The organism is Sphingopyxis sp. (assembly GCF_965279755.1).
In the GTDB taxonomy this organism is placed as follows: domain Bacteria; phylum Pseudomonadota; class Alphaproteobacteria; order Sphingomonadales; family Sphingomonadaceae; genus Sphingopyxis.
In genome coordinates this window covers 2,955,230-2,969,884 of the sequence record NZ_OZ257261.1, presented here as the reverse complement: position 1 = coordinate 2,969,884, position 14,655 = coordinate 2,955,230, and the positions used below count along the sequence as shown (strand labels likewise).

At 64.2% G+C, this 14,655-nt stretch carries 11 protein-coding genes; 7 read left to right on the top strand and 4 right to left on the bottom strand.

Features of this window, described 5'->3' with window-relative positions; genetic code table 11:
* Positions 1-34: 34 nt before the first annotated feature.
* Positions 35-1,213, bottom strand: coding sequence for an aromatic ring-hydroxylating oxygenase subunit alpha (locus tag ACQY80_RS14555; RefSeq protein WP_428681060.1), 1,179 nt, complete (start codon positions 1,211-1,213; stop codon positions 35-37).
* 119 nt (positions 1,214-1,332) lie between these two features.
* Here ACQY80_RS14555 and ACQY80_RS14550 point away from each other — a divergent pair, with 119 nt between their 5' ends.
* Together ACQY80_RS14550 and ACQY80_RS14545 are read left to right on the top strand one after the other, a co-directional pair.
* A complete protein-coding gene (locus tag ACQY80_RS14550; RefSeq protein ID WP_428681058.1) occupies positions 1,333-2,949 on the top strand; it encodes a GMC family oxidoreductase in 1,617 nt (538 codons plus the stop codon).
* A 1-nt stretch (position 2,950) separates the two neighbouring features.
* Positions 2,951-3,955 carry an acyl-CoA dehydrogenase family protein gene (locus ACQY80_RS14545; protein ID WP_428681056.1) on the top strand — a complete coding sequence of 335 codons (1,005 nt, stop codon included), beginning with the start codon at positions 2,951-2,953 and terminating at the stop codon, positions 3,953-3,955.
* Here ACQY80_RS14545 and ACQY80_RS14540 read toward each other — a convergent pair.
* Positions 3,952-5,157 (bottom strand): acyl-CoA dehydrogenase family protein, encoded by a 1,206-nt coding sequence (locus ACQY80_RS14540; protein WP_428681054.1) that lies wholly within the window; start codon positions 5,155-5,157, stop codon positions 3,952-3,954. The two genes, ACQY80_RS14545 and ACQY80_RS14540, sit on opposite strands and share 4 nt — an antisense overlap.
* A gap of 4 nt (positions 5,158-5,161) precedes the next feature.
* Positions 5,162-6,574, bottom strand: a complete 1,413-nt coding sequence (locus tag ACQY80_RS14535; RefSeq protein ID WP_428681052.1) for an aldehyde dehydrogenase family protein — start codon at positions 6,572-6,574, stop codon at positions 5,162-5,164.
* Positions 6,575-6,686: 112 nt separating this feature from the next.
* On the opposite strand from ACQY80_RS14535, the gene ACQY80_RS14530 reads away from it, so the two are divergent.
* Both ACQY80_RS14530 and ACQY80_RS14525 read left to right on the top strand, forming a co-directional pair.
* Positions 6,687-7,097 carry a GFA family protein gene (locus ACQY80_RS14530; protein ID WP_428681050.1) on the top strand — a complete coding sequence of 137 codons (411 nt, stop codon included), beginning with the start codon at positions 6,687-6,689 and terminating at the stop codon, positions 7,095-7,097.
* A complete protein-coding gene (locus ACQY80_RS14525; protein ID WP_428681048.1) occupies positions 7,094-9,301 on the top strand; it encodes a CoA transferase in 2,208 nt (735 codons plus the stop codon). Before ACQY80_RS14530 ends, ACQY80_RS14525 begins: the two co-directional genes overlap by 4 nt.
* A 75-nt stretch (positions 9,302-9,376) precedes the next feature.
* On the opposite strand, the gene ACQY80_RS14520 is transcribed toward ACQY80_RS14525, so the two are convergent.
* Positions 9,377-11,677, bottom strand: a complete 2,301-nt coding sequence (locus tag ACQY80_RS14520; protein WP_428681046.1) for a TonB-dependent receptor — start codon at positions 11,675-11,677, stop codon at positions 9,377-9,379.
* Between the two features lie 352 nt (positions 11,678-12,029).
* Here ACQY80_RS14520 and ACQY80_RS14515 point away from each other — a divergent pair, with 352 nt between their 5' ends.
* The 3 genes from ACQY80_RS14515 (at position 12,030) to ACQY80_RS14505 (ending at position 14,642) form a co-directional block, all read left to right on the top strand.
* The gene (locus tag ACQY80_RS14515; protein WP_428681044.1) at positions 12,030-12,569 is read left to right on the top strand and encodes a TetR/AcrR family transcriptional regulator; all 540 of its coding nucleotides are present in this window, start codon (positions 12,030-12,032) and stop codon (positions 12,567-12,569) included.
* Between the two features lie 118 nt (positions 12,570-12,687).
* On the top strand, positions 12,688-13,482 hold the full coding sequence (locus tag ACQY80_RS14510) for an enoyl-CoA hydratase/isomerase family protein (protein WP_428681042.1): 795 nt from the start codon (positions 12,688-12,690) through the stop codon (positions 13,480-13,482).
* Entirely contained in the window at positions 13,479-14,642 is a 1,164-nt protein-coding gene (locus tag ACQY80_RS14505; protein ID WP_428681040.1) for an acyl-CoA dehydrogenase family protein, read from the top strand. The genes ACQY80_RS14510 and ACQY80_RS14505 overlap by 4 nt, the downstream gene beginning before the upstream one ends.
* Positions 14,643-14,655 lie beyond the last annotated feature (13 nt).

Genomic DNA, 14,655 nt, shown 5'->3' with positions numbered 1-14,655 from the left:
TCCCTCTCCGTCCGGTCTTTTGCCGGTTCAATAATCACAGAAGCGCTTCGATCGCTTCATAATAGCGCACGATATTGGTCTCGAGCCCGCAATAGACGGTTTCTTCGGGCACCCCTGCATTCAGCCCCTGCTGGCTGATCTCGGCAGCACGGAAATCCTCGCCGCCGAACACGCTGAGGATCAGTTCGTACGAGCGCGCAAACACCTCTTCGGCCTTCGGGGTCGATGCCGCTTCAGGCGTCAGCATGAAATATTCGACCGTGGTGCGGTCGGGGCCGCGCGGCATCAGCAGCATGACGCTGGTATAATATTGGCTCGTCACCACGACGCAGTTGGGGAAAGCCGTATAGGCGTGGGTGACGAGCTTGTGGACATTCGTCTCCGGGTCTTCGTCGAGCATTTCGGGGACGTAACCGATGCGTCCCGACACCTGCCGGATGTTGGGCCCGAACATATCGACGATGTTCGGCGCGTCCTGAAATTTGTCGCCGATCGACGCAGCGTGAAGCCGCTGGACATGATAGCCTTCTAGAAAGGGTTCGAGCACGACCTTCCAGTTCGCTTTCAGGTCGAAACTCTTGCGGCCATAGACATGCGCCGAGGGAATTCCGATCGCGGTGAAATCGTCGGCGACCTGCTGCGACAGGTTCGACCAGTCAGCGGGGATGTCCCGATTGAGCTGAACATAAACGATGCCGCCCCATTCGCGGGCTTCGAGTTCGGCGAGGCCGCGCTGGCTCTTGTCGAAATCCTGAAACGCCTCGCTGCGCGACACGCCGATCAGCTTGCCGTCGATGCCATAGGTCCAGGCGTGATAGGGACAGGTCACGCGGCCCTGTTTATGAACCGCGCAGTCCTCCAGCAGCTTCGATCCCTTGTGTTGGCACGCGTTGACGAAGGCCCTGATCGTCCCGTCGCGGGTGCGCGAGACGAGCATCGGAAAGCCGTAGCTGTCGTTAGCGACGATACTGCCGGGCTCGAGCAGCGCCGACACGGTGACGGGCACCGGATAGCGGCGAAAGATTTTTTCCTGTTCGAGGTCGAACCGTTCCTGCCCCGTGAAGATCGCATTGGGCCGCGTCGCACCGAACGGGACGACGACCGCGTCCTTTTCGGCCGGAATCTTGCGAATCGCATCGATCTGGCTCGGCGTCAGCTGCGCCAGTGTCGTGACCTTGCGCGCGGGGCGTGCCACTTCTGCAACGTTGCTCATTTGCAGATCCTCTCCTTATCGTTGGGATCAGACTATTCCACCCTTTACCTAATGACAATAGTTTTTTATGGAGAGGCTGAAAGCGCCGCAAAAGTGGCCGGAACCAAGGGATAATGAGGATGGGCTTCGACTATATCATTTGCGGTGCCGGGGCGGCGGGATGCGTTCTTGCCTATCGATTGTCGGAGAATCCGCAGCTCAGAGTCGCACTGATCGAGGCTGGTCCGCGCGACCGCCATCCCTTCATCTCGATGCCCAAGGGGCTCGCCAAGGTGATGCAGGATCCGAAGCATCTGTGGGTCCATATGAGCGAGCCCGAAGAATCGACCGCGGGCCAGTCCGAGGCTTGGGTGCGCGGGCGCGTCCTCGGCGGATCTTCCTCGGTCAACGGGATGATGTATGTCCGCGGCCAGCCCGCCGATTTCGACGCCATCGCCGAGAAATCGAGCGACGATTGGGGCTGGACGCATATCGGCGCCGCCTATCGTGCCTTCGAGAATCACGAACTGGGAGGCGCCGAGACGCGCGGCGATGCGGGGCCGATGAAAATTTCGATGCCGACGCAGCGGCTGCCGATTTCGGACGCGCAGGTCGCGGCAGGCGAAGCGATGGGCTGGGCGAACAAGCCCGACGTCAACGCCCCCGACGATCAGGTCGCGATCGGCTATGCCCCGCGGACCATCTTCAAGGGCAAGCGCCAGAGTGCGGCGCAGGCCTTTCTGCGCCCCGCCGAAAAGCGCCCCAACCTCACCATCCTGACTGATCGCACCGTCGACCGGGTGCTATTCGACGGCACCCGCGCGGTCGGGGTCGAAGTGATGCACAATGGCGCACGCGAGACCATCGACGCGACGCATGAGGTGATCATATGCGGCGGCGCCATGGCAAGCCCGGCGATTCTCGAACGGTCAGGCATCGGCGACAGCGATCGTCTCGCCGCATTGGGCATCCCGCTTGTCCACCACAGCCCCGAAGTCGGCGAAGGCTTGATCGAGCATCGCGGCATCATCATGCAGTGGAAGCTGACAAAGGAAGCGCTGTCGCAGAATCGCGTCTTCGGTGGCTGGCGCCTGCTGCTCGCGACGCTGCAATATTATCTGACCGGCGACGGGCCGATGTCGGCCGCGGCCTATGAAATCGGCGGCTGGTTCAAGACGCGGCCTGGGCTCAACCGCCCCGACGCCCAGATGCTGATCGCGCCTTTCAGCTTCGACATGGCGACCGGCCGCACGCAACTCGAAAAGCATCCGGGCATGAACGCGGTCCTCTATCCGCTGCGCCCGACCTCGCGCGGCAGCATCCATATCGCGACGCACGACCCCGATGCCGCGGCGAGCTTCAGACCCAATTACCGCGCCACCGAAGAAGATCGCGCCGCGATGGTCGGCGCCGTACGCGTGATGCGCGACTATGCGAGACAGGCCCCGCTCGCGGGAATGATCGCCGAAGAAACGCTGCCGGGTCCGGCCTTCGACAGCGATGCCGAAATCATGGACGCTTACGACCGTTTTGGCACCTGCGGCTATCACGCCGTCGGCAGTTGCCGGATGGGCAAGGACGAGTCTTCTGTCGTCGATCCGGCGCTGCGCGTGCGCGGAGTCGAGGCACTGCGGGTCATCGACACATCGGTGATGCCGGTGATACCGTCGGGCAATACCAATGGTCCGACAATGGCGATGGCATGGCGCGCCGCCGACGTCATCCTGCGCGACGCGCCGCAAGCAAAGGCCGGTTGAAATGGAATTGCACGATGCCCTCGCCGCGCGGTTCGACCGGCTCAAATCCGGTGACGACGGCTGGCAGGCGCTGGCGGACGCCGGCGTTCTCGGTCTGCCCTTTGCCGAGGCGCATGGCGGGCTCGGCCTGCCGCCGCGCGACGGCTTTGCGGTGCTCGAAGCGCTCGGGCCGCGCGCGATCGCCCTGCCCTATCTCGAATGCGTGCTGCTCGCGGGCACGCTGCTCGACCGCGCGGGCTGCGAAGCCGCTGCGCATTGGTTGCCGCGCGTCGCGACGGGGGACGCGAAGCTTGCGCTGGCGTCGATCGACGACCGCGAGCCCGCCCTCGCAGAGGTGGATCCCGCAGGCTGGCGGCTGTCGGGCGGCAAGCTTCTCGCGATCGGCGCGGCCGAAGCTGATGCGGTGATCGTCATCGCCGCGACCGGCGACGGCACTGCCGCCTTCCTGATCGCGCGCGAGGCGCTGGCCATGAAGGCCTATCCGACGATCGACGGTCGCAGCGCCGCCGACCTACTCCTCGACGATGTGACCGTCCCGGCCGAGGCGCGGCTGGAGGTTGGGCCCGAAGACATCGCCGAAATCCTCGATCTCGGAGCCGCCGCCATCGCCGCCGAAGCGGCAGCGATCATGGCGCGCCTCGTTGCCGACACACGCGATTATTGCGTCCAGCGTGAACAGTTCGGGAAGGCCATCTCAAGCTTTCAGGTCGTGCAGCACCGGCTCGTCGACATGCATATCGAGGCGCGACGCGCCGCGGCGGCGGCGGCGCTGGCGGCCGACGCACTCGACCTCGATCCGGCCGAACGTGCGAAGGCGATCAGCGCCGCAAAGGTCACGATCGCCGACGCCGGGCGCTTCGTCGGTCAGAATGCAGTGCAATTGCACGGCGGCATGGGAATGACCGAGGAACTCCCGGTGTCAGCTTTCTTCAAGCGGCTGACGGTGATCGAGAGCGAGTTCGGCACGCGCGATGAACATCTCGCGCGCTACATGGCGCTGACCTAAATCCGCAGTTCCGCCTTCGCCAAAATCCCGCGCTGGATCTCGTTCGTCCCGGCGTAGATGCTGCTCGCGCGCTCGTTGAGATAGTGGAGCGGCGCGATCGCCTGCCACACCTCGCCGCTGCAATAATCGTCGAGAACATGGCCGGGGATCGGCCCGCCGGGCATCGCGACACCGGGCTGGAACGCGCGCGCCAGCGGCCCCGCTGCATCGAGCGCGAGTTCCGTCACGTACTGGTTCAATTCGGTACCGAGGATCTTCATCATCGACGCGTCGGCCCCGGTCGGAGCGCCCGCCGACAGGCAAGAGAGGATATCGCTTTCGAGCCGCGCGAGGATGTCGCAGCGGATCCGCGCTTCGGCGATCCGCACGTCGAGCAAAATACGCGCCGGCCCCGCAGGCTGCGCCGCGACCTGTTGCGCCAGCCCATCAAGCGCGACCTCGATCTCGGGAGCATAGGCGCTGCCGCCGCGTTCGAATTCGAGCAGATATTTGGCAACCGTCCAGCCATTGTCGATTTCACCCAGCACGTTGGCGACCGGAACGCGGACATTGTCGAAGAAAATCTGGTTCTGGATATGCTCGCCAGACGCCATGATGATCGGGCGTACCTCGATCCCCGGCGAATTCATGTCGATCAGCAGGAAGCTGATCCCCTGCTGCTTGCGGTCGGTTTTCGCCGTGCGAACGAGGCAGAAGATCCAGTTCGCGACATTGGCGTGCGTGGTCCAGATCTTGGTTCCGGTACAGACCAGATCGTCGCCGTCGCGCACGGCCTTCATCTGCAGCGCGGCAAGGTCCGACCCCGCGCCGGGTTCCGAATAGCCCTGGCACCAGAAATGCTCGCCGTTCAGCATCCGCGGCAGAAAGAAAGCCTTCTGCTCCTCGCTGCCGAAGCCGATGATCGCGGGACCGCACATCTTGATCCCCATCGGCGATACCGGCGGGGCGCCGGCGCGGACGCGCTCGCTCGCAAAGATATGATGCTGGACGACGCTCCAGTCGCAGCCGCCATATTCAACGGGCCAGGCGGGCGCCGCCCAGCCCTTCGCATGCAACTTCGCCTGCCACGCCATTTGCGATGCGTGGTCGGCATAGACCGAGGTCATCAGCTTGCCTGCGCGGCGGAGCTCTGGCGTCAGTTCGGCCGCGAAGAAGGCGCGGACCTCTTCGCGGAACGCTTCGTCTTCGGGGCTGATCGGCATCGCCTCAGGCTGCCTTTGGAATGAAGATCGCCTTGGGGCGCGTGAATTCGAGGAGGCCCGGCACGCCATTCTCCTGCCCAAAGCCCGACTGCTTCGCCCCCGCGAGCGGAGTGAAGGGCGTCGACTGGAGATTCTGGTTGATCCAGACGGTGCCGGTGTCGAGCCGGTGCGCAATAGCCGTCGCCGCCTCGACGTCGGCCGACCACACCGCGCCCGCGAGGCCATAGTCGCTGTCGTTCGCGCGCGCGACGACATCGTCGATGTCGGTGAATTTCAGCAGGGGCAGCACGGGACCGAATGCCTCCTCGACAACGACGCGACTGTCTTCGGGCGGATTGTCGACCAGGGTCAGCGGCACGAAATAGCCGCGATCAGGCACGGCACCGCCTTCGAGCAGGGTCAGCCCGTTGGCGCGCGCATCGTCGAGCAGCGCGAGGACGCGGCGATACTGCGGCTCGTTCTGGATCGGGCCGTAGCGATTGCCCTGCTCCGCCCCGTCGCCGACGGGCAATTCTTTTGCGAGCTGATGCAGCCGGTCGCGAAGCCGGTCGTATATGTCGGCGTGGATATAGAGCCGCTTGGTTGCGACGCAGACCTGTGCAGTGTTGTGGAACGCGCCTTCGAACAATTGCGCCGCGACCGCGTCGACATCGACGTCCGGCAGCACGATCGCCGCGTCGTTGCCGCCGAGTTCGAGCGTGATGCGCTTGAGATCCTTCGCCGCCGATTCCATCACCCGCCGCCCGGTCGCGGTCGATCCGGTGAAGCTGATCTTCGCAAAACCCGGATGCGCCGTCATCAGCGGACCAAGCGCATCGCCGCCGCTGATGATGTTGATGACGCCGGCAGGAAACGCATCGCGGATCAGCTCGCCGATCCGCAATGTGCAGAGTGGCGTGAAGGGCGAGGGCTTGAGTACCAGCGTATTGCCCGCCATCAGCGCCGGGCCGATCTTCCACGCGGCGAGCAGCACCGGGAAATTCCACGGCACGATGCCGCACACGACGCCGAGCGGGACGTGATGCACCTCGATCCGCCGCGTGTCGCTGTCCTCGGTGACGTCAACGGGGATGTCGAGCATCGTCGTCGCCTTCATCCACATCGCGGCGCCGAGGATTTCCATCTTCGCGCCGGGCAACGGGCGTCCTTGTTCCTTGACGAACAGCGCGGCGAGTTCGTCGGCATGTGCCTCGATCGCATCGGCCGCCTTGGCAAGCGCGGCCTTGCGCTCGGCGATCGGCGTGTCGCGCCAGTCCGGAAAGGCGCGGGTCGCGGCAGCGACCGCGGCGTCGAGGTCGGCAGCATCGGCATCGGGAGCCGCCGCGAACACCTCACCCGTCGCGGGATTACGCACGTCGATCGCCGCCTTGGCTTTGACCGCCCGGCCGTCGATCGTCATCGTGAAATCTTCGGTCATCCGTCTCTCCACCTCTTGTCGTCCCGTCGCTGCGGATCGATTGCCTGTTGTCGACTCCATAAACTAATGTCATTAGATAAAAGCGCAACACCAAAAGATGCGGGAGAGAAGGATGAGCGAGATCGAAGGCGGATGCAATTGCGGCGCGGTGCGATACCGGCTGAGCAGCGATCCGATTGCCGTTGCGGTCTGCCATTGTGCGAACTGCCGCCGCCAGTCGGGCAGCGCCTTTTCGGTCAATGTCATCGTTGCGGGCGACGCGATGAGCCTGTCGGGCGACCTCACCACCTATGAAGACCATGACACCGAGAGCGGCCAGCCGGTGCTGCGGCAATTCTGCGCGACTTGCGGATCGCCGATACGCTCGCTGTCAGCCGCGTCGCCGAAGGTCGCCATCGTCAAGGCGGGCACCGCCGACGATCCCGGACGCTTCACCCCCGCGATCCATGTCTGGACGTCGACCGCACTACCGTGGGTCGAGATACCCGCAAGCCTGCCGCAATTTCCCCGCAATCCGCGATGAGCGTCGACCGGCCGCTGGCGGGGCTCCGCGTCATCGACCTCGTCGAAGGTCCGCTCGCGCCGATCACACGCTACCTCGCCGAGCTTGGCGCGCGCGTCGACCGTTATCTGCCGGCGCCCGGCGACGCGGCGGACATCGTCGCGAATGCCGGGAAAACTTTCTGCGCAGGGCCAGCCGACGAAGCAGCCCTTGCCGCGGCCCATATCATCGTCGCGCCGCCCGGCAGGTTTGACTATGAAACACTTGCGGCCACGAACCCCGCGCTCGTGCTGATGCATGTCAGCCCCTTCGGCACCGGCAACCCTTTCAGCGACTGGAAAGCAAGCGATGCGGTGCTCCACGCCCTGTCGGGCAGCCTCTCGCGCTCGGGCATTCGCGGCCGGGCGCCGTTGCTGCCGCCGGGCGAGCTCGCCTGGCAATGCGCGGCCGCGCAGGGCGCCTATGTCGTCCTCGCCGCCTTCTACAAGGCGCTGCGATCGGGACGCGGCGACCTCATCGACTATTCGGCACTCGACGGTGCGATGCAGGCGCTCGATCCGGGTTATGGCATCAATGGCAGTGCGACGATGGGGCGTCCAGTCCATCTGCTGTCGCGCGACCGGCCGGCAAAGGGCACGCAATATCCAATCTTCCCGTGCGCCGACGGACAGGTCCGCATCTGCTTGCTCGCGCCGCGTCAGTGGCAGGGGATGTTCCGCTGGATGGGTGAACCCGGCGCCTTCGCCGGGCCCGAGTTCGCGAAGATCAGCACGCGGCAGCAATCCGAAGAGCTGCAGGCTGCACTCGCGGCCTTCTTCGCACCGCGGAAGCGCGCCGATCTGGAGGCGGAAGGTCAGGCGCATGGCGTGCCGATAGCGGGACTTCTGAGTTTCGAGGAATTTGCCGCAAGCGGACAGGTCGCGGCGCGGCAGGCGCTGACCGAACTTACGGGCGCCGATGGGCGCAAGATTCCCGTCGTGAACGGCGTGCTGACGATCGACGGCGCCCGTATGGGGCCGTTCGGTAATGCCCCCGACGCGGATGCGCTCCGTCCGGGCGACACCGCGGTCGCCCGCCCCTTTGAAGGGCTCCGGGTCCTTGATCTCGGCGTGATCGTCGTCGGCGCCGAGGCAGGACGCATGTTCGCCGACGGCGGCGCCGACGTCGTCAAGGTCGAGAGCGCGGCCTTCCCGGACGGCTCGCGGCAATCCTACCTGCCCTATGGCCTCTCGGCGAGTTTCGCGGCGGGGCATCGCGGCAAGCGCAGCCTCGGCCTCGATCTGCGGCAGGAAGCGGGACGCCGGCTTTTCTTAGACCTCCTGCGCCAGGCCGATGTCCTGCTCTCGAACTTCAAACCCGGAACGCTGGAGGCGCTCGGACTTGATGCGAAGACGCTGATGGCGACCAACCCCCGCCTCGTCATGGCCGACAGCTCGGCTTTCGGGCCGACCGGTCCCTGGGCGAAACGCCTCGGTTACGGCCCCCTCGTCCGCGCCGCGACCGGCCTCACGCGGATGTGGCGCTATCCCGACGATCCGGAAAGCTTCAGCGACGCGGTGACGGTTTATCCCGATCATGTCGCGGGCCGTATCAGCGCGCTCGGAGCTGTTGCACTTCTCGTCCGCCGCGAGCGGACCGGGCGCGGCGGCACCGCAAGCGTTTCGCAGGCCGAGGTAATGCTCGCGCAGTTCGGCGACCTGCTCGTTCCCGGCGACATGGCGCCCCCGGCTTCACGATCACGGGTCCTTCCCGCGCTGGGTGATGACGAATGGTGCGCCTTCACCGTGACGAACGACCAAACCACCGATCTCAGTGCGCTGACGGACGCGTTGTCGATCGAGGAATGGATCGGTACGCGCCCGGCGTCCGATGCGGCGGCGGCGTTGCAGGCGCATGGCATCGCCGCTGCGCCAATGCTGCGCGTCGCCGACCTCCCGTCCTCTGCCTATTGCATTGCACGGGGAAGTTTTCGCGTCGACCGGCACCCTTATCTTCCCGACCCGGTTATTTCCGAAAGCGCGGCAGCGCAGCACCGCAACCTTCCCGCACCCGTCAGCCGCCCCGCCCCACTAATGGGGGAACAGAGCGCCGAGGTGGTAGCTGCATGGCTCCAACCGGATCCGGATGACGTGAAGGCGCTGGAAAATTCTGGCGTCCTGCAGCCGATGGATCCCGAAATTTTGGCAGCGGCCACAGCATTCCTCGCCCAGACGCCTGCCCGATGATCGCGGATCGTCGAGCAGGCGATGAACGGGACGATCGCGGCCCGAGGTTGGTCCTCGCCGCCGCACCTTCGATGATTATCTGAACTTGAAGCTCAGATTCATGCCGTATGTCACCGGCATTCCGGTGAACCGGATCACCGCGTCGCCGCGGCGGGCGGCGGTGTTCCAGTAATATTCGTTGGTCACATTCTGCGCGTAGAGGCTCGCCGTCCATTTGCCGTCGATATCCCCGATACCGGCGCGCAGATCGAGCAGGCCATAGTCGTCGATGGACAGGCGCGCGTCGGGTTTGAAGTCGCCGTAGGTCGAGCTGCGATATGTATAGTTCGCGCCGACGAACGCTTCCTTCGATCCCCCGACATCCCAGCGATATTCGAGGTCGGCATTCACCTGCCACTTCGGGGTGTAGGGGAAGCGGAAGCCGTTGAAGTCGGTGACCGCGCCGAACGCCGTATAGTTTGAGAAGGAGCGCGTCACCTTGCTGTCGATGTAGGTCGCGCCAATGTTCGCGCGCAGACCCTCGACCGGCGTGACGACAAGCTGGAGCTCGGCCCCTTTGATCCGCGACTTCGGCACGTTGACCAGCGCCTCGAGCGGACCAAACACCGGAACGATGGTGCGCCCCTTCAGCTGCTTGTCGAGATAGTCGTAATAGAAGAGCGCGCCGTTGAGCTGCACGCGGCGATCGAGTAGCGCCGACTTGAAGCCGATTTCATAGGCCGTGACCTGCTCCTGCCGGACGGGCTTATATTGCGCGAAGCGATTGCCGGCGAGCGTCGCGAACGAGCCGCTCTTGTAGCCGCGGCTGACGCTGGCGTAGACTAGCTGGCCGTTCGCCGGTTTCCACTGCAGCACGCCGCGCCACGACACATTGTCTTCGGGCAGGCTGCCCTGAAACTTTCCGGGGCGTCCGGCATCGTCGAAGGTGACGCAGCCGCCGAGCGGGATCGTACCCGACGGCAGGCCGAAGATGAGTTCGAAACCGCGCGCGTAGGTGCCGTTACCGGCGCTCAAAGTGCATCCCGCGAAATCGACCTTGGTGTCGGTATAGCGAATGCCGCCGATCAGCGTCAGCGTGTCGACGATCGGCACGCTGACATCAGCAAAGGCCGCGTAGCTGCGATATTTGGTGTCGCCGAGCTGCGGCACGAGGTCGATCGACGGGAAGCCGAAGCGGTCGAACACATGCGCCGACGACTGGTCGTTGAGCCGCTGGGTGAGCAGTTCGTGCGTCTTGCCCCATTCATAGTTGCCGCCGACGATCCATGTGCCGTCGCCCAGCAGCGAGCCGGCCAGCCGCAGTTCTTGGCTGAAGGACTTGATGTCGCCTTCGAGGAACACGTCGGTCAGCCGCAGCGTCGTGCCGTCGGACTCCTGCCCATATGCTTCCTTGAAGCGCGTGTACGCCGAGATCGAAGTGAGCGTGATGTCGTCGCTAAGGTCGACTTCGCCGCGCAGCGCGGCCTGCACCTGCCAATTGTCCTTTTTCAGCGGATTGCTGGTTCCCCAGTCCGCAGCCCGGTTATCCTCCGGTGCGACCGGATAAGTCGGCAGGCGCGGGTCGAAGAAGCCTGCCGATTGCTGGAAGGGCGCGATGAACTGCGGCGCCTGCGTATCGCCATGGTCCTGATAGGCGTTGACGATCAGGTTCAGGCGGACGGTGTCGACAGGCCGGAAGGCGAGCTGCACCCGCCCCTGCGTGAAGGATCGCTGGCCCAGGCTGGCGTCGCGGGTGTAGCTCTTCTGCCAGTCGCCACCGCCTTCGTGGCGCAGCGAGATGCGCGCCGCAAGCGTATCGGACAGCGGCCCGCTGGCATAGCCTTCTGCGCTGAAGCGGTTGAAGCGGCCATAGGACAGCGCCAGTCCTGCCTCGGGCGACCAGGTCGGTTTCGCGGCGATATAGTTGATCGCGCCGCCGGTCGCGTTCGATCCGAACAAGGTACCCTGCGGCCCCTTCAGCACCTCGACGCGTTCGAGGTCGAAGGACGCGCCCACCGTCATCACCGAATAGGGAATGGGAATTTCGTCGGTATAAACGGTGACGGTTGGTTTGGCTGCGAGGCTGCTATCGAAAAAGCCGATGCCGCGCAGGAAATAGACCGGCGTGCCGAAGCCGCTGTTGATCGCGTTAAAGCCCGGCGTCACTTTCGCGAGGCCCGCGACATCGGTCACGCCCTGCGCCTGCAGATCGTCGCCAGACACGGCAGTGATCGACAGCGGAACACTGTTGATGCTCTCGCTGCGCTTCTGCGCAGTAACGATAATCTCGTTCGAGCCCGCCGCCTCGCCATCCTCGGCCTGCGCCTTGTCTTGCGCCGCTGCCTGATTCGCGAGCAACGCGAGCAGCAAAGCCGCAACCGACGACGAACTACGCATCTTTGAAAGCGCCATAATTTCCCTCCCGATGACCATTTGTAACGCCCGGTTCCGTTCCGGAAAGAGCGTTCAAATCTTTTGTTACCGTCCGGTCGGTAATATTGCTTTAGATCATTGTCAAATCGGCAATGATGGCGGCACCTATTGACCAGCGGGTCGTGACGGACCTATGCCTCGCGTTCAGGGGCAGCTGGAAGAGCCGCAAGGAGCGAATATCCGGCGCATGGTGAAAGCAATGGCGGAAGCATCAAGGAAGACACGGGCGCCGGCGGCACCGCCCCAGGCACGTGCAGGCTCGACCGCAACGGCGAGGCCAGGGCGGAAACGCGGCAGCGTCAACAAGGAGGTGATCATGGCGATCGCTTCCACCATGTTCCGCGAGCGCGGCTACGATCGCACCAGCCTCGACGATATCGCTGCGGGCCTGTCGATCACCAAGCCGAGCCTCTATTATCATTTCGCGAGCAAGGAAGATATCCTGCTCGAATGCATCGCGCGCGGCTATATCCTGTTCCAGCAGAAAATAGCCGACCGTGACGATATCCGCCTGCCCGGCCGCGAACGCGTCCGCATATTCATCGAATGCTATGTCGACCTGCTACAGGACAATGTCCTGTCGATGATCGTCGCAGATGAGCGCGTGATGAGCGATGCAGGCAAGGCCAAATCGCGCAACTACAAGCGGATGCTGAACCGCGACCTACTCGACCGGCTCGAGGTGGGCCGCAAGGACGGATCGCTCGCCTTCGATGATGCGCGCATCATTTCCTTCGGCATCTTCGGCATGGTCAACTGGATGACGCACTGGCAGTCGGGCGCGCTGCAAATCAAACCCGGCGCCGTGTCCGATCAGTTCGTCGCCATGATTCTCGACGGCATCGGCAAGCCCTGACCTGATCCAAAGCATCGCAATCCCGCACGCCTCGCGACTTTTCCCGTCGCGAGTTGACAGCGCTTGTCGCCATGCATATGACAATGTTACCGACTAGTAGGTAATAAGAGGATTTGCGATGGCCGATTTCCGTTATCTGAACACCAGCGTCGAGGACGGCGTCGGCATCCTGCAACTCAATCACCCCGAGGTGCGCAACGCGCTCGGCTGGGAATTGCACGAGGATATCATCGCCGCGCTGCGCGCTTGGGAAGACGATGACGCCGTGTCGTGCGTGCTGTTCATCGGCAACGAAGATTATTTCTGCGCCGGCTGGCGCGTCGATGTCCTGAATTCGGTGAGCGACGACGAGCGGCGGCGCTTCAACGACCTCGCGCTCGCGCTGATGAAGGCGATCTATGACTTTGGTAAACCGTCGGTAGCCGCGGTCGCGGGCGTCGCCCCGGGTTATGGCATGGACGTCGCCAATATGTGCGACATCACCGTAGCGTCCGAAAATGCGCTCTTCGGATCTACCCAGGTCAAATATGCGATGAACGGCTTCTATCACGGCATCATGTCGCGCGTCGGTAAGCAGCACGCGCGCCGTCTCTATTACACCGGCGACCCGATCGACGCTCAGGAAGCGTTGCGGATCGGCCTCGTCAGCGAAGTGACGCCGGCTGGAGAGCTGCGCAGCCGATCGCTGACGCTGGCGAAGCAGATCGCCGAAATGGGCCCCGAACTCGCCAAAATCTTCAAGGGCGTTGCGCTGAGGGCCTCGAACATGGATCATCTCGGGGCGCTTCAGTATGAGCTTACCGTCACCCACGACCTGCTCCAGCGCGGTATCTTCCGCGAGCGCATTTCACGCGGCTTCAACCGGCTGAAGGCCGGCGACCCGGTTGCAATCGAACGCGCCGGAAAGCCATGACCCTCGACGTCATTGCCTCAGACATCTTCGCGGCCGAGGAGTGCGAGCAGTTCGCGCGCACGGTCGATGGCTTCCTCGCCGCACACGCCGAGCCTGAGGCGATCGACCGCTGGCGCGATGCCAAATGCGTCGACCGCGCGACATGGGCCGCCGCGGCCGAGGCCGGCCTGCTCGGCATCTCGGTCGACGAAGCCTATGGCGGCGCGGGCGCCGATTTCCGGTTCGAGGCGATCATCACCAAGGCGATCGGGCATCGCGGCGCCGACGCGCTGACGATCAGCCTGCACAATGCGGTGATCCTCCCCTATGTCTCGAGCTTCGGTACCGAAGCGCAGAAGCGGTACTGGCTCCCGAAATTCTGTTCGGGCGAGTGCCTGACCGCGATCGCGATGACCGAACCCGCCGCGGGCTCGGACCTGCAGGGCATGAAGATGACCGCGCGCAAATGCGACGGCGGCTGGCGCCTCAGCGGGCAAAAGACCTTCATCTCGAACGGCCAGATCGCCGACGTTATCATCGTCGCGGCCAAGACCGATCCCGCGGGCGGCAGCCGCTCGATCTCGCTGTTCATCGTCGATGTTCGCGGCGACCCCGCAGGGTTCCGGCGCGGGCGCAACCTCGACAAGGTCGGACAGGAGGGACAGGACACCTCCGAACTCTTCTTCGACGACCTGTTCGTGCCCGACGACGCGCTGCTTGGCGGCGTCGAAGGACGCGGGCTTCCCCAGCTCATGGAAAAGCTGCCGCAGGAGCGGCTAGTCATCGCCTGGCAGGCAATGGCGATGATCGAACGCGCGCTCGACGAGACGATCCGCTACACGCGCGAACGGCCGATGTTCGGGCAGATGCTCGCCGATTTCCAGAACACCCAGTTCAAGCTCGCAGAATATAAGACGCAGGCGGTCGTCTGCCGTGTCTTCGTCGATCATTGCACCGACCTGCTCGTGCGGGGCGAACTCACCGCCGAATTCGCCTCCATGGCCAAATATTGGGCGTCGGAGGAGCTGACGAAGGTCGTCGACGGCTGCCTCCAGCTCTTCGGCGGCTATGGCTATATGCTCGAATATCCGATCGCGCGCATGTTCCGCGATAGCCGCATCCACCGCATCTACGGCGGCGCGAGCGAGGTGATGAAACTGCTCATCGCCCGAAATCTCTGATCCAGACCATCAT